We start from the raw sequence: 14,771 nt of genomic DNA, 5'->3' as shown, positions 1-14,771 counted from the left end.
CAAGGGTACCCGCGCGCTCACAGAAGCCGCGGAGGCCCGAACGGTAGGGTAGATCCCATGATTCGACCGCTTCCCAAACCGGGCCCCTTCCCGGTTCGCTCGCAGGCTGTGGAGGAAACCTCCGCCGGCGGGCTCGTGGTCGATTTTTCCTCCCCCGGCCGCGAAGTCGCGGTCATCGCCCGCATCAACCGCGCCGGCAGACTCGAATGGTGTCTGCCGAAGGGCCACCTGGAAGCAGGCGAAACACCCGCCCAGGCCGCCCGCCGCGAAGTCGCGGAAGAAACCGGCATAGAAGGCAAAGTCATCGCACCCTTAGGCAGCGTCGACTACTGGTTCTCCGCAGCCGGGTTCCGCATCCACAAGGTCGTCCACCACTTCCTGCTGCGCGCAGTAGGCGGGGAACTGACCGTCGAAAACGACCCCGATCACGAGGCGGTGGCAGCCGAGTGGGTCCCCTACGCTGATCTTGGCGAACGACTGTCATTCGCCAACGAACGCCGCATCGCGCTCGCCGCCAGCCGACTCCTGCGATACCCGTCATGAAGATCATCCGCCCGATCGCCGCAGCAGCTGCCGCGGCACTGACAGTCCTGCTGGGAACCACGCCCCTGCCCACCCCAGCGCACGCCCAGCCGGCACAGGAGCAGAGCTCCGCCTCGGCAGAAGAAAAAGACAGCGCCCCCGCCCAGAAGCCCGGTGTCGAGATCACCTCGATCACCCCGTGGCTGGATGACAAGGGCACCCTGTCCATCAGCGGGAACGTGCGCAGCGGTGATGCGGAACTGAAGAAGCCCACGCTGCAGGTGGGTATGTCCACCCAGATTCTCAACTCCACCGACTCCGTCAACGCGTGGGCAGACAGAGCCAATCCCCACAGGACGCTGACGACAATCGCCCCGGGCTTCAAACCAGAAGACGGCGATGACGCCATCACAGCAGCCCCCCTGCCGGGGACCATCAAAGCCAACAGCACGGCCCGCTTCAGCGTGACCATTCCCGCCGCAAAGCTGGGCCTGTCAGCCAAAAAGCCGCTGTCCACGTGGGGTGCGCGCGGCATCCGCGTTGCCGTCACAACAGAAGCCGGGCCCTTCGGGGAACCGACAACGGCCTACACAACGTGGTACCCCAACCCGAAAATCGACCACACCAAGCTCGGGGTGATCATCCCCGCGACCATCACCCGGTTCGGCCTCGACGGAAAGTACGTCCCCCAAGACCTCGAAAAAGCCGCCGCGGGCGGAGAACTCCGCGACCTGCTCGACGCTATGAAAAAAGCCCCGGATGCCGCGATCGCCCTCGATCCGCGCCTGGTGGTCAGCATCAGCAGCACTCTGGAAACCCAACAGGCCCCAGAGGAAACAGAAGCGCCCGACTCAGATGAAGAGAGCGAGTCGAAACCGGGCAGCTACAAAGAACTCGAAGCGTTTTGGGACGAATTCCGGGAAGAGCTCACCAAACACGACATCATCCCGCTGCCCTACGCTGACGCCGACCTGCGCAGCATCCGCGCCGTGGGCGAAGACAAGCTGGCCGAAACGGCACAAGCCGCCTCTCGCCAGATCACAGAAGCGGTTCCCGAACTCGAAGGCAGCGGCAGAATTCTGCGCTACTCCTGGCCGGCAGCGGCAGGAGCCGACAGCAAACACCTCGACACCTTCCACTCGACCGGGCACGACGCCCTGCTGCTGAGCGAAGACCAGCTGCCAGCAGAAACTTCGTACACATCGAACGCCCGGGCCCTCATCACCGCTGACGATGTCGGGTCCAACATCCCGGTGCTCGTCACCAACCGCGACCTCAACGAAGCTCTCGGCATCACCCAGGCAACGCGGACCGGCGACGACACACCCGGCGAAGCTGACGGCGATGAATCCGAAACCCAGGCAAAGGACAGCGCCCACTCCCCCAGGTCGGCCGAAGACATCAGCCGCACCATCGCACTGACCGCGGCCATCACCTCGGAACGGCCCTTCGACCAGCGCTCTATCCTTATGAGCCTTCCCCGCCGCACGGCTGAAGCCGACTGGGCGGACCTTGCGGGAATGCCGACAGACCTCCCGTGGCTCGACCCCATCAGCCTGCCCCAGCTGGAGAAAAGCGAAGAGTCCGACCGCGGAGCGTTCGTCACCGCGCAGAAGACAACCCTGCCCGCCACCACTCTGGCGCCCCTGCCCGGGATGTACACAGACATCGGCGTCTTCGATTCGCTGTTCACCAACCCCACGGAAGCCCGCACCGCCGATTCGCGCATGCTCCTGACCTGCGCATCCGTCGGCTGGCAGAACCAGCAGAAGGAACTCGGCGAATGCGTTGAAAGCGCCTCAAAAGCCGCCGAGGGCTTCGGCGGACGAATCGGAATCGAAAAGGGATCAACCGTCCTGCTGGTCACCGGCGAATCGACCACAATCCCGATCACGGTGCACAACAACTCGACCCGCCCAGCCAAGCTTTCGGTCAACCTGCGCCCCCAAACAGCGCAGCTGCAGGCCGAAACCTCCCCCGCCCAGACAATCGGGCCGGGCGAACACGCCCGCTTCACCGTCCCCGTCAAAGGCATCGCCAACGCCGACGTGCTCAGCCGCATCAACCTCATCGCAGCAGACGGCACAACAATCCCCACCGACGAAGAAATGCTCGTGCGCGTCCGCGCCGACTGGGAGAACATCGGCACCGCCATCGTCGGCACCGGCCTGGCCATCGTGTTCGTCGTCGGCCTGTACTTCTCCGTCCGCCGCGGCCGACCCAAGATCCCCCAAAGCCAACTCGAAGCGGCCATGGCGCGCGCAGAAAGCCAAAACGACTAGTCCCCCTGAGGAGTTTTGTGAGCACATCAAAAGCAGCATCATTCGCCAAATCCTCAGCGATCATGGGAGCCGGCACGCTCGTCTCCCGCATCCTCGGCCTGGCCAAGACCATGCTGCTCACCGTGGCCATCGGCGTCACGATCGGCGGTGCCGCCGACGCCTTCGACGTTGCCAACAAAATCCCCAACAACCTCTACATGCTTCTGGCCGGCGGCGTGCTCAACGCCGTCCTCGTCCCGCAGATCGTCCGCGCGGCAGAACAGCCCGACGGCGGCAAGGACTACACCGACAGACTGCTGACGCTGTCCATCCTTCTGCTGGGCGGCCTCACCATCATCGCCACCGCGGCCGCCCCGGTGCTCATCTGGCTGTACTCGTCATCCACGTGGTCGGCCGAACAGACCTCACTGGCCGTCGCCTTCGCCTTCTGGTGCCTGCCGCAGCTGTTCTTCTACGGCCTATACACAATGCTCGGCCAAGTGCTCAACGCCAATTCGTCCTTCGGGCCCTACATGTGGGCGCCGGTTTTGAACAATGTCGTAGCAATTGCCGGGCTGATCGTGTTCATCTGGATGTTCGGCCCCGGCTCCGAAGGCCAGCACCCCGTGGGCGAATGGACCGGGCCCATGATCGTCGTGCTCGCCGGCTCCGCAACACTCGGCGTGGTCTCGCAGGCGCTCATCCTCCTCTGGCCGCTGAAGCGAATGGGCTTCCGCTACACGCCCCGCTTCAACTTCCGAGGCGTCGGGCTCGGCACAGCCGCGCGTGTTGCCGGGTGGACCTTCGGTGCGCTGGTCGTGGGTCAGCTGGGCTTCCTCGTGATTTCGCGCGCGGCTGCGCTGGGCACATCCCAAGGCGGTGAAGTCAGCGCCTCAAACGCCGCGTACACAATCTCCTACCTGATCTTCATGCTGCCGCACTCACTCGTCGCGGTATCGCTCGCAACGGCACTCTTCACACCGCTGTCAAAGTACGCTGCAGCCGACGACACCGCCGCCGTGAAAGACAGCTTCCGCACCGGGGTGAACCTCGTCGGCCTGGTCAACATGTTCTTCACGGCAGCCTTCATCGCACTCGCCGGGCCTGCCGCCATGGTCGTCGGCGGGGCGGGCTTCGAACAGGCCCGAGCGCTCAGCCTGGTCATCATCGCCATGATCATCGGACTGGTCCCCTTCAGCGCCAACTACCTGCTGCAGCGGGTGTTCTACGCCTACGAAGACGCCAAAACCCCGTTCTGGATCAACCTGCCCCAAGTGGTGCTGACCTCCATCGGCGTGATCCTTTCCGCCCTCTTCCTGCCCCGCCACCTGATCGTTGCCGGCATCGGCCTGTCAATGAGCACCGGCTACACCATCGCAATGCTGCTGTCGTTCATCCTGCTGCACAGGAAGATCGGCAACCTCGGCGGCAAGCGGATCGTGTTCGCTCACCTCAAATTCGCCGTGGCAGCTGCCCTATCCGGTGTCATCGGCGCATTCCTGCTGAGCCGACTGGGCGACTTCTGGGCAAGCCGCGCAACCGCGTTCATCACCGCGGCCGGCATCGGCATGATCATGCTGATCATCTACTTCGGCATCTGCTGGGCCCTGCGCGTTCCGGAACTCCGCTCACTCATAACCACGGTCCGGGCCAAACTCGGCCGCTGATCTTCTTTTCAGACAATGGCGGTTAGAATCAAAAACCACAGAACACACGGGAGGTGGGACAGCTGACAAGCGCAGACCGCGGCACAGTCATCGCCGACCGCTACGTCATATCTGAAGTGCTCCGACCCTGGCTTCCCGACCACCCAGAAGCAGGCCAGGTCAACCTCGGCCTCGACGCTGTCCTCGACACCCCCGTCATCGTCTACACCGCCCGTGAAGACACCGCGGCCGGCCTCTTCAGCACCGCCAACCGCGCCGCCCTGCTGGCTGATCCGCGCATCCCCGCCATCACAGATGTCGGCATGCAGGACGACCTTGTGTACATCGTGTGCGAACGCACCGGCGGCACCCCGCTGTCGAAAATGCTCGCGGGCGGACCCCTCACGGTCGACCAGGCAACAGCCGTCGTCGGCGAAGTCGCCACAGCACTCACCCATGCCGACAAACGCGGCCTGCACCACCTGATGCTCGGCCCCGAATCCGTTGCGGTCACCCCCGAAGGCGAAGTCATCATCCGCGGAGTCGGCATTGACGCGGCAGTCGCCGACGCCGTCGAAGGCCTCGAAATCGACATGCTCACGTCCAGCCGCGCTGCCCGCCGTGACGCCCTGGACATCATCAATATCTTCTACGCCGCAATCACCGGCCACTGGCCCGACGACCACGGCCGGGCCGGCCTTCCCGCAGCCGGACGCAAAAACCGCCGCATCACACCCGTCGGCGCTTTCACGAACGACCTTTCCGATGACCTCGAAGTATTCCTCTCCGGGGTTGTCGGCGGCACCGACCCCGGCCCCCGCTCCCCCAGCGAAATCGTTCGCTACCTGGGCGAATGGGACACAGGCCTTCTGACCGAACTGCCGCAGCTGTCCCGCACAGAAAGCGAACTGTTCGCCGAAAGCGCCGGCCCCACACACCCAGAACCCGACGAAGTCGCACCGGAAGCCAGCGCATCCGACGCCCAGATGGCCAACGCCTGGGCCCGCATCGGGCTTGTGCGCCCCGGAGTTTCCGGCGCCGCCGCCGGCGTCAGCGGAAGCGGCGTCACCCCCTATGACGACCGCATGAAAATGGCGAAAGCCACCCGCTTCCCGCTGTCGCCCGACCAGCTGAGCGGCAAACCCGAATGGACCGCCGAAGACTCGACGCCAAGCACCGTCAGCGCGCACGATCCCAACCTCACCGCGCCCATCATGCGCCGTGACGAATCAGACCCCACCACGCAGGCCATGCCCATCGTCCACGAACCCGAAGAACCCGCCGCGGACGACGGCGACGGTTCATGGTTCCTGGGTGGAATGTTCCAAACCCGCGAACAGGAATACGCGCGTCAGCGCGCCGAATACGATCACGAACGCCGCCTACGCGAACACGCCCGCCAGCGCGCCGAAGAAGCACAGGCAGCAGAACGCGCCCAGGCGACAGACAACCAGCCGGCCCAGCAGCCGGCTGAAGCGCGACCGCAGGCACCCATCGTCAAAAGCGCCCCAGCGGCCACACCGGCACCCAACCAAACCAAACGCACAGCGGCAGGAGCCGGCGCCGCGGCAGCCGGCGGCACCTCGGCGGCAGCTGGTGCTGCGGCCAGCAGTGCCGCAGTCCGCAGCACTGCCAGCGGTTCCGCAGCCGGCACCTCGGCAGCTGAGAAAGCCCAGAACAGCCAAACCAAGCGTTCAAAGAAGGGGCGCGGACCGGTCTACACGGCACTCGCGCTCATCACCGCCGGCATCATCGTGCTGGTGATCGCAATCATCTGGATGTATCAGGCCGGCGGCGGCGACACCGACACTGCGACCCCACAGCCGGCACCCGAAACCAGCACACCGGCACCCGCCGAAACGCAGGAAGCAGCTGAACCGGTCAAGGTGAAGATCACCAAGGCCAAACCACTCGACCCGCAAGGCGATGGAACGGAAAACAACGCGGCAGCCAAGAACGTCCTCAAAAAGAAGGGCGAATGGACCTCCGACCGCTACAACACGCCCGAATTCGGCGGACTCAAAGACGGCCTCGGCCTCGAACTGACTCTGGAAGGCGAACAGAAGCTCACCAAAGTCGTACTCGACTCCAAAGCCAAGGGCGGTTCCTACGAAATCCGGGTGGGCGACGACCCCGAAGACGCCAAAACCATCGGCACCGGCGAATTCGGCAAGAAGACCGAAGTCGAATTCGACAAACCCGTCGAAGCCGACAGCTTCTACGTGTGGATCACCGAACTGCCCACCTACGAAGGCAATTCCAGGGCGGCCTTCAGCCGCATCACCGCCTACGCAGAAGAAAACTGAGACCGGCCTCGCAGGCGGTACTCCACAGCACAGGAATAACACCCCAAACACCATCGTTGACCCAAAAGAAGATAACCGCCGGCAGCTAAGCCGGAGCAGCGCTTCCAAGGAGAACACCCGTGACCAATAAGAAGCTCATCATCGTGGGCTCCGGACCAGCCGGATACACCGCCGGCGTCTATGCCGCCCGCGCCGGATTCGAACCGCTCATCATCGCCGGCTCAGTCACCGCCGGCGGTGAACTGATGAACACCACTGACGTCGAGAACTTCCCCGGTTTCCCCGAAGGCATCCTCGGCCCAGACCTCATGGAGAACATGCGTCAGCAGGCTGAGCGCTTTGGAGCGGAAGTCATGTACGACGATGTCAAGACCATCGACTTCTCCCCCGGCGCACACCGCCTGACCACCGAAATGGGCGAAGAGTTCACAGCTGAGGCCGTCATCCTCGCGACTGGTTCGGCTTACCGCGAATTGGGCCTGGACAACGAAAAGGCACTCACCGGCAAGGGCGTCAGCTGGTGTGCAACCTGCGATGGCTTCTTCTTCAAGGACCAGCACATCGCGGTGGTTGGCGGCGGCGATTCCGCAATGGAAGAAGCAACCTTCCTGTCGCGCTTCGCTTCAAAGGTCACCCTCATCCACCGCCGTCAGGGCTTCAGCGCATCACACGCAATGGTCAAACGGGCCGAGAGTGACCCCAAGATCGAATTCCTGCTCGACGCCGAAGTCTCCGCAGTGCACGGCGACGACAAGCTCACCGGAGTCACCGTGCGCAGCACCGCCAACGGTTCGGAGTCCGCACTCGACGTCACCGGCCTGTTCGTCGCAATCGGCTCCGACCCCCGCACAACCCTGTTCAAGGATCAGCTCGACCTGCACGACAACGGCTACATCAAGGTCGACGGACGGTCGTCGCGCACCAGCATCGAAGGTGTCTTCGCTGCCGGCGACGTCGTAGACTCGGTGTACCGTCAGGCCGTCACAGCAGCCGGATCGGGCTGTGCAGCAGCCCTCGACGCTGAAAAGTATCTGGCCGACCGCGCCGATAAGGAGTAATCATGTCTCAAGAAGTCACTGACGCCGATTTCGAGGCGGAAGTCCTCAAGCACGACAAGCCCGTCCTTGTCGACTTCTGGGCCCCGTGGTGCGGCCCCTGCCGCCAGGTTGGCCCGATTGTCGACCAGATCGGCGAAGAGAACGCCGACAAACTCAAGGTCGTCAAACTCAACACGGACGACAACATGAAGACCGCCGCCGAGTACGGCATCACCGGCATTCCCGCCATGTATGTCTTCAAGGACGGCAAAGTCGTCAAGGAGATCGTCGGCGCCCGGCCTAAGCCGGCGCTTGAAGAAGAGCTCGCCGAGTTCATCGGCTGATCTTCACAGATCACTGTTCAGGCGCCCAATGTAAACTCATTGGGCGCCTGGCACGTTATCGGAAGAATTTATGGACACCTTTTTTTCGCACGGGAACAGCGATCCCATCATCGCGGTGACCAAAGGCCACCTGAGCCGTTTGGGCTACAAGGTGGGTGATGCAGACGATACCGTATTCGATCATGTGTTCGAATCTGGTCTGCGTCAGTTCCAGCAGGATCGCGGGATCGTTGTCGACGGAGTGCTGGGAAAGGAGTCTCTTGACGAAATCGAGCTGGCTCGCTTCCGCCTGGGCGACCGCATTCTGAAATATGATCCCAGCCGCCCGCAGGTAGGTGATGACGTTGCTGACCTGCAGAAACGTCTTGCAAACCTCGGTCTGCTCACCGCGCGGATCAACTTTCGGTTCGAAGACGCTACGGATTCTGCCGTGCGCAGTGCCCAGCGGCAACTGGGCCTGAACCCCGACGGCGTGGTCGGACCGAAGACCATCAAGGCTCTCAACGACGTTCACCGAGACCACGCAGTCGGCAACCTGTTCAATCTGACCGAGCGCGCACGGGTGAAGTCCCTCGGCCCGTCTCTGGCTGGTCAGGTCATTGTTCTGGAATCAGCTGCGTCATACCGCCACTTCCCCACTCAGGAATTCACTCCCGCACAGGCTGAGTTCGAGCGTCGCATCAGCGACGACATTGCCCGTCGTGTTGACGGTCGACTCACTGCCATGGGTGCCGCTGTCGTACACGCAGCGAATGACAACCCGCGGATTGCAGACGATCTCCGGGCATCGGCGCTGATTTCCATTGCACAGGACAACAGCCCCTCTCCCCTGCCCAACGGCGTTGCCACGTACTACTTCGGATCTACCAAGACACCGTCGATTTTCTCCCCTGTTGGCAGGGAACTGGCAAACCTTGTTTCACGTGAAATTGCATCGCGCACTCCCCTGCTGGACTGCCGATCGCACGCGAAGTCATGGGAATCTCTGCGCGTTTTGAACACTCCGAAGATCTACGTGCTTGCCGGCTACGCCAGCAATGAGCACGATCATGCTCTTCTCGAGGACGCGGACGTCCGGGCAGACCTTGCCGAAGCTATTGTCGCTGCAGTACAGCGGCTTTTCCTCACAGAACAGAACGACTACGACACGGGAACACTCGATTTGAGTAACGTCCCGTGGGCGTCGCGCTCCTAAGACTCCGCAAAAGCGCTAAGACTCCGCAAAAGCGCTTACAGGCAATAGAAAAGGCCGGCACCGTGTGGTGCCGGCCTTTTCTATTGCCTTGTTCTAAGGCATTACATTCCAAGTGCGTCGATAATACGCTTCAAGTCCTTTTCATCGGCGAATTCAACGCTGATGCGGCCCTTGCGCTTCCCCATCGAAATCTTGACTCGCGTGTCCAATTTGTCGCCAATCGTGCGAGCAATCGATTCGAGTTCAGGGTTTGGCTTCGATGTTTCACGTGAAACGGGCTTGTCGTCTCCCCTGTTCATGAGGACTACGGCTTCTTCCGTTGCACGAACAGACAGTCCTTCGGCCACAATGCGCTGTGCCAGAACTTCCATATGCGCGGCATCGTTCAACCCCAACAGAGCACGGGCGTGCCCCTGCGACAGAACACCAGCAGCTACACGGCGCTGCACCAAGCCGGGAAGCTTCAGGAGCCGCAGGGTGTTGGAGATCTGCGGGCGCGAACGGCCAATGCGCTCCGAAAGCTCGTCCTGCGTGCACTTGAAGTCTTCAAGAAGCTGCTGATAGGCAGCGGCTTCTTCAAGCGGGTTGAGATCAACTCGGTGAAGGTTTTCAAGAAGTGCATCGCGAAGCAGGTCGTCGTCGCGAACATCGCGGATGATTGCCGGAATCTCCTTGAGACCGGCTTCCTGCGATGCGCGGAACCGGCGTTCACCCATGATCAGCTGGTACGACGGTTTCTTCGCATCCACCACTCGCACAACTACGGGCTGAAGAACGCCTACTTCTTTAATGGAAGTAACCAGTTCTGCCAGGGCATCTTCATCAAAGACATCGCGAGGCTGACGGGGGTTCGGCGCGATCTGTTCGACTGGAATCAGGCCAAATGCTGCACCGGGAACGTTCTGCAGATCCGTTTCACGTGAAACATCCTGCTGTGTTTCACGTGAAACATTCTTCTTTGCAGCCGCCGTGTTCTTCTTCGTGTCTGTAGACGGGGACTTCGTGGCACGTGTTGCAGACTTTGCCCCAGTCTTTGATCGGGGAGTGGTCTTCGCAGTCTTCGCCTTAGTACGCGACTGCCTCATTCCTACAGCCGGATCGACCTTTGTTTCACGTGAAACATTCTCTTTCTTTTCGCCTTCACCCGTGAAGAAGACGTCAATTGGTCGTTCGTCGCTGACGACATCCGGGATGAGCGCGCCGATTCCGCGCCCCAGGCCACGACGACGCGACTTCGGTGCTTCACTCATTGTGCTCTACTCCTCGGTTTGCAATTTCTTCGGCGGCTTCACGGTACGACAGCGCTCCAGAAGAATTCGGATCATAGGTGATGACTGTCTGTCCATAACTCGGCGCTTCGGATACGCGCACAGAGCGGGGGATAGGGGTATTAAGGACCTGCTTGGGGAAGTGGTTGCGCACGTCTTCAGCTACTTGAGCGCTGAGGTTCGTGCGGCCGTCGAACATGGTCAGCAGGATTGTTGTCAGTTCCAGTGAGGGGTTGAGGTGCTTCTGAATCAGCCGAATGTTGTTCAGCAGCTGGCTCAGTCCTTCAAGAGCGTAGTACTCACACTGGATGGGAATGATGACTTCGTTGGCAGCAACGAAAGCGTTGACGGTCAAGAGTCCCAAGCTGGGCGGGCAGTCAATGAACACGTAGTCAACGCGAGAACCTTCATCCTCACGCTTCTTGAGATACTCCTGCAGGGCACCTGACAGTCGCTGTTCGCGGGCGACCTTTGACACCAATTCGATTTCAGCACCCGCAAGGTCGATGGTTGCAGGAACTACGGCAAGTGTTTCGAAATCGGGGCAGTAGGCCACGGTGTCCGCCATATCCATGTCGTCGATGATGACGTCGTAGATACTGGGGACATCGGTCGAATGCTCAATGTTGAGAGCAGTACTTGCATTGCCCTGAGGGTCCGAATCGATGACAAGCACCTGCAGCCCCTGCTTGGCAAGGGCTGCTGCGAGGTTGACCGCTGTCGTCGTCTTTCCCACGCCGCCCTTTTGATTGGCGACCGTGAAGATTCTTGTTGAGTCCGGTTTGGGGAAGGTCGTTTCTGAGAGACGGGCTGCACGGCGGTTATCGCGTGCAATTGCCGCACCCAGGGGAGTCGACTCATCCAAGATAGGCATTCGCCCTCCATTCGCGCGGTGGGTTTTGATTACTGCCTATTCTACGCGTTTCACGTGAAACATCACGGCGCAAGAATAGAACAGTAATCGAACACTCAGCGGCGAATGACTTCGACTACACGGGTGGGCTGTTCTAGGATTCCTTCGCCCACGTGCTTGATGACGGGGGACTGGCAACGGTGAGCTTTCACTGCCTTCTTGGACTTGTAGATCTCTTCCTGTGCGCGGTCGCCCTTGATGGCAAGAAGACGTCCTTCAGGGCTCAGCAGCGGAGCGCACCACTCAATGAGCTGGGGGAGTGCCTTCACTGCACGAGCGGTGACGGCAGTGAACATTTCGATGTCCACGAGTTCTTCGGCCCGGGCACGAACAATGCGCACGTTGTCGATGCCCAGGTCATCCACGACCATCGTGAGCCAATCAACCCGACGTTCCATTGCCTCAATGAGAGTGAACGAAACATCGGGGCACGCAATGGCCAGGGCAAGTCCGGGAAGCCCCGCACCGGAGCCTACGTCGCCGACTGTGTCACCGGGCTCAAGCAGCTCTTTCACAACCGCACAGTTGAGGATGTGCCGGGTCCACAGCCGATCGAGTTCACGCGGGCCGATGAGGCCCCATTCAACGCCCGTTGTAGCCAGGTGCTGAGCGTAGGCCTCGGCCAGCGGCAGACGGTCGCCGAAGACCTCTGCCGCGGCCTGGGGGAGTGGTTCGATCATGACAGGCTGATGACCACGTGGCGCTTGGGTCCTTCGTCTTCGGATTCCGAAACCAGTCCGGCACGAGCAACCTGGTCGTGAATGACCTTGCGTTCAAAGGAGTTCATGGGCTTCAGGGCCACGGATTCGCCGGTTTCCTTGACCTGGTCGATCTTCTTGTTCGCCAGTTCCTTCAGCTGGTCACGGCGGCGGTTGCGGAACCCATTGATGTCGAGCATGAGCCACGAGCGCTGCCCAGTGGCCGTCTGCACGGCGAGGCGGGTGAGTTCCTGCAGCGAGTTGAGAACGTCGCCGTCACGGCCCACGAGGATGTCGACTTCAGAGTCGTCTTCCGGCGGGATGATGGCGACCTGTGCGCGGCCTTCAACGACGTCGATGTCGATGTCACCGTCGAGGTCGACAATGTCGAGGAGCTCTTCGAGGTAGTCCGCGGCGATGTCGCCTTCTTCTTCGAGAAGTTCGGCGCGGGTGGGCTTCTTGTCTTCTGTGGAGTCAGTCATCGTCGCTCACTTCTTCTTTTTCTTCTTCTTCTGACGATTCTTGCTGATGGGCTGTTGGCGCTGGCCGCCCTTCTTGACCGGTGCTTCCTCTTCAGCCTTGGGCTGCATGTGCTTCGGCAGTGCGCGGCCCTTCTTGGCGTAGCGAGCCTGCATTTCCTTTTCAGCCTTGGATCCGGGTGCCGGCATGTTGCGGATGACGATGAACTGCTGAACCATCGTCCAGGTGTTGGTGGCCAGCCAGTAGATGAGCACACCCAGCGGGAAGTAGATGCCGCCGACGGCGAAGATGATGGGGAACAGGTACAGAAGCATTTTCTGCTGCTGCATGAACGGGTTGTCCATGGCCTGCGCAGACATGTTCTTGGACATCATCTGCTTCTGCGTAATGAACTGCGTGGCAGCCATGATGATGATCATGACGGCGGTGAGGACCTTGACACCGAGGCCGTCGCTCATGAAGGTGTCGCGCAGGTAGATGCCGAAGATGGTGGCATTGTCCATCTGCTGCGCGAGCTGCTGCGTCATGCCGCCGATGGCGCCCATCTTTCCGGCAGCGATGTCCGGGACGTTGTGGATGACGCGGAACAGCGAGAAGAAAACTGGAATCTGAACCAGCATCGGCAGGCAGGAGGCCAGCGGGTTGGTGCCGTGCTTCTTGAACAGGGCCTGCTGTTCTTCGGCCATCTGCTGACGCGAGTACTGGTCGCGCTTGCCCTTGTACTTTTCACGCAGCCGCTGCATGTCCGGCTGGAGCAGCTGCATTTTGCGCTGCGCCTTGATCTGGTAGACGAACAGAGGGATGAGGATCGCGCGAATGAGCATTGTCATTGCGATGATCGCAACTGCCCACGTCCACCCGTTTTCAGCGGGCATGCCGATGGCAGTGAAGATCTCGTGGAACAGACGGAGGATCCACGCGATAACCCACTGAATGGGCTTCAGGATTGTGTCCATGAAGTTTTCGTTCTCCTTGGCGGTCAGTCGGCCGTGTCTATTGTGCCACCCTTCGCGGATCGGGCCTTCATAGTGCGAGATTGCTTCTCCATGAAGGACCCGGGCACATAGTCGAGGCCGCCGGGTGAAAAGGGGTTGCATCGCAGCAGGCGCCACGTGGTTGCGATGGCGCCGCGGACTGCACCCTGGACTTCAAAGGCGTCGAGCGCGTATTTCGAACACGACGGGTAGTACTTGCACCTGTCGCCGTAGAGCGGTGAGATGAGTTTTCTGTACAGCCTCATGAGCCATACGAATGGCATACGAGGTGCCAGCCGGATTCCGTGCAGAATTCGGCTGCCGTCGTGTGGCACCGAGGGCAGGGACGACGGGGTGTGCTCAGAGTCTTTGGTCAGCATGGATGCGCTGCAGTGCCGTCTGGACTCTGTCTTTGAGCTCTGCGTAGTCGGAGTGCGCTGCCTTGGGGTGGGCGCGTATGACGTAGTCGCCGGTCAGCTGGTCGATGAGTTCGGCGCTGATGGCGCGCAGTCGCCTTTTGACGAGGTTGCGGGTGACGGCGTTGCCTACGGCTTTGGAGACGATAAAGCCCACGCGCGGGGCGTGGGCAGTATCGAGGTCGGCATGGACGACCAGCGTCTGGCTGCCCGCTTTTCTTCCTGAGCGGAAGATCCGCTTGAAGTCTTCGGGGCGCCGGATGCGGTTCCGTGCCGGAAGCACGTCAGGCTGAAAGGTTTGCGCGGCCCTTGCGGCGACGAGCGGCGAGGACAGAACGGCCTGCACGCGTGCGCATACGGGCGCGGAAGCCGTGGGTCTTGGCGCGCTTGCGGTTGTTGGGCTGGAAAGTACGCTTGCTCACTTGTTTCTCCGTCTAGGTCAGTCTGTGCCCGAAGATCAGGCGTTTGGCGCAGATCTTCCTGTGAAAGCTTCAGGGGCTGTCTTGCTTCCTGCGCCTTCAGGCCAAGGGGAAGTTCACACAACTCAAACGGGCCCACAAACACAGGACGCTCAAGCTTAGCCTCTTCTGCCCGCCTTGGTCAAAACGAGTGCAGCACCGGTGGAGGGGTCACGATCCGCGTGTTGTCGCGGATCACAGGGAATGTGCACAGCCGTCCGTGGAGAACTTTGAACTTACATTTATGTAGTTA

Annotated in this window: 15 protein-coding genes; 7 read left to right on the top strand and 8 right to left on the bottom strand. The window is 61.2% G+C overall.

Annotation, left to right across the window (positions count from 1 at the left end):
• The first annotated feature begins 57 nt into the window (after positions 1 to 57).
• The 7 genes from HMPREF3087_RS08050 (at position 58) to HMPREF3087_RS08020 (ending at position 9,311) form a co-directional block, all read left to right on the top strand.
• Positions 58 to 543: an NUDIX hydrolase gene (locus HMPREF3087_RS08050; RefSeq protein WP_019174230.1), complete on the top strand. Its 486-nt coding sequence runs from the start codon at positions 58 to 60 to the stop codon at positions 541 to 543.
• A complete protein-coding gene (locus HMPREF3087_RS08045; protein ID WP_070428731.1) occupies positions 540 to 2,804 on the top strand; it encodes a DUF6049 family protein in 2,265 nt (754 codons plus the stop codon). Before HMPREF3087_RS08050 ends, HMPREF3087_RS08045 begins: the two co-directional genes overlap by 4 nt.
• Positions 2,805 to 2,821: 17 nt before the next feature.
• Entirely contained in the window at positions 2,822 to 4,450 is a 1,629-nt protein-coding gene (gene murJ / locus HMPREF3087_RS08040) for a murein biosynthesis integral membrane protein MurJ (protein WP_083272098.1), read from the top strand.
• Positions 4,451 to 4,503: 53 nt separating this feature from the next.
• On the top strand, positions 4,504 to 6,735 hold the full coding sequence (locus HMPREF3087_RS08035; RefSeq protein WP_070428730.1) for a hypothetical protein: 2,232 nt from the start codon (positions 4,504 to 4,506) through the stop codon (positions 6,733 to 6,735).
• Between the two features lie 119 nt (positions 6,736 to 6,854).
• Positions 6,855 to 7,793 (top strand): thioredoxin-disulfide reductase, encoded by a 939-nt coding sequence (trxB, locus tag HMPREF3087_RS08030; protein WP_070428729.1) that lies wholly within the window; start codon positions 6,855 to 6,857, stop codon positions 7,791 to 7,793.
• Positions 7,794 to 7,795: 2 nt separating this feature from the next.
• Entirely contained in the window at positions 7,796 to 8,116 is a 321-nt protein-coding gene (gene trxA / locus HMPREF3087_RS08025) for a thioredoxin (protein WP_019174225.1), read from the top strand.
• Positions 8,117 to 8,186: 70 nt separating this feature from the next.
• Positions 8,187 to 9,311: an N-acetylmuramoyl-L-alanine amidase gene (locus HMPREF3087_RS08020; RefSeq protein WP_070428728.1), complete on the top strand. Its 1,125-nt coding sequence runs from the start codon at positions 8,187 to 8,189 to the stop codon at positions 9,309 to 9,311.
• A gap of 101 nt (positions 9,312 to 9,412) precedes the next feature.
• On the opposite strand, the gene HMPREF3087_RS08015 is transcribed toward HMPREF3087_RS08020, so the two are convergent.
• The 8 genes from HMPREF3087_RS08015 to rpmH all read right to left on the bottom strand — a co-directional run bounded on the left by HMPREF3087_RS08015 (position 9,413) and on the right by rpmH (position 14,482).
• Complete coding sequence (locus HMPREF3087_RS08015) at positions 9,413 to 10,561, bottom strand: ParB/RepB/Spo0J family partition protein (RefSeq protein WP_070424862.1); 1,149 nt, start codon at positions 10,559 to 10,561, stop codon at positions 9,413 to 9,415.
• Positions 10,554 to 11,453, bottom strand: a complete 900-nt coding sequence (locus tag HMPREF3087_RS08010; protein WP_070424861.1) for a ParA family protein — start codon at positions 11,451 to 11,453, stop codon at positions 10,554 to 10,556. The genes HMPREF3087_RS08015 and HMPREF3087_RS08010 overlap by 8 nt, the downstream gene beginning before the upstream one ends.
• A 95-nt stretch (positions 11,454 to 11,548) precedes the next feature.
• Entirely contained in the window at positions 11,549 to 12,172 is a 624-nt protein-coding gene (rsmG, locus tag HMPREF3087_RS08005; RefSeq protein ID WP_070428727.1) for a 16S rRNA (guanine(527)-N(7))-methyltransferase RsmG, read from the bottom strand.
• Positions 12,169 to 12,672 (bottom strand): Jag family protein, encoded by a 504-nt coding sequence (locus HMPREF3087_RS08000; RefSeq protein WP_070428726.1) that lies wholly within the window; start codon positions 12,670 to 12,672, stop codon positions 12,169 to 12,171. Before HMPREF3087_RS08000 ends, rsmG begins: the two co-directional genes overlap by 4 nt.
• 6 nt (positions 12,673 to 12,678) lie before the next feature.
• Entirely contained in the window at positions 12,679 to 13,626 is a 948-nt protein-coding gene (yidC, locus tag HMPREF3087_RS07995; RefSeq protein WP_061944488.1) for a membrane protein insertase YidC, read from the bottom strand.
• 23 nt (positions 13,627 to 13,649) lie between these two features.
• A complete protein-coding gene (gene yidD / locus HMPREF3087_RS07990; protein WP_061944485.1) occupies positions 13,650 to 14,024 on the bottom strand; it encodes a membrane protein insertion efficiency factor YidD in 375 nt (124 codons plus the stop codon).
• The gene (gene rnpA, locus HMPREF3087_RS07985; protein WP_061944961.1) at positions 14,005 to 14,343 is read right to left on the bottom strand and encodes a ribonuclease P protein component; all 339 of its coding nucleotides are present in this window, start codon (positions 14,341 to 14,343) and stop codon (positions 14,005 to 14,007) included. The genes yidD and rnpA overlap by 20 nt, the downstream gene beginning before the upstream one ends.
• Before the next feature lies 1 nt (position 14,344).
• Positions 14,345 to 14,482 (bottom strand): 50S ribosomal protein L34, encoded by a 138-nt coding sequence (gene rpmH / locus HMPREF3087_RS10410; protein WP_081499682.1) that lies wholly within the window; start codon positions 14,480 to 14,482, stop codon positions 14,345 to 14,347.
• Positions 14,483 to 14,771: the final 289 nt, after the last annotated feature.

This window comes from Brevibacterium sp. HMSC22B09 (genome assembly GCF_001806795.1).
GTDB lineage: Bacteria > Actinomycetota > Actinomycetes > Actinomycetales > Brevibacteriaceae > Brevibacterium > Brevibacterium ravenspurgense.
This window is presented reverse-complemented; position numbering and strand designations above follow the sequence as displayed.

What these genes read in the sequence shown, in the direction of transcription:
- yidC (WP_061944488.1), bottom strand. Translation starts at nt 13,626, where the DNA reads ATGGACACAATCCTGAAGCCCATTCAGTGGGTTATCGCGTGGATCCTC.
- HMPREF3087_RS08045 (WP_070428731.1), top strand. Translation starts at nt 540, where the DNA reads ATGAAGATCATCCGCCCGATCGCCGCAGCAGCTGCCGCGGCACTGACA.
- trxA (WP_019174225.1), top strand. Translation starts at nt 7,796, where the DNA reads ATGTCTCAAGAAGTCACTGACGCCGATTTCGAGGCGGAAGTCCTCAAG.
- HMPREF3087_RS08010 (WP_070424861.1), bottom strand. Translation starts at nt 11,453, where the DNA reads ATGCCTATCTTGGATGAGTCGACTCCCCTGGGTGCGGCAATTGCACGC.
- HMPREF3087_RS08050 (WP_019174230.1), top strand. Translation starts at nt 58, where the DNA reads ATGATTCGACCGCTTCCCAAACCGGGCCCCTTCCCGGTTCGCTCGCAG.
- HMPREF3087_RS08000 (WP_070428726.1), bottom strand. Translation starts at nt 12,672, where the DNA reads ATGACTGACTCCACAGAAGACAAGAAGCCCACCCGCGCCGAACTTCTC.
- HMPREF3087_RS08020 (WP_070428728.1), top strand. Translation starts at nt 8,187, where the DNA reads ATGGACACCTTTTTTTCGCACGGGAACAGCGATCCCATCATCGCGGTG.
- HMPREF3087_RS08015 (WP_070424862.1), bottom strand. Translation starts at nt 10,561, where the DNA reads ATGAGTGAAGCACCGAAGTCGCGTCGTCGTGGCCTGGGGCGCGGAATC.
- yidD (WP_061944485.1), bottom strand. Translation starts at nt 14,024, where the DNA reads ATGCTGACCAAAGACTCTGAGCACACCCCGTCGTCCCTGCCCTCGGTG.
- rsmG (WP_070428727.1), bottom strand. Translation starts at nt 12,172, where the DNA reads ATGATCGAACCACTCCCCCAGGCCGCGGCAGAGGTCTTCGGCGACCGT.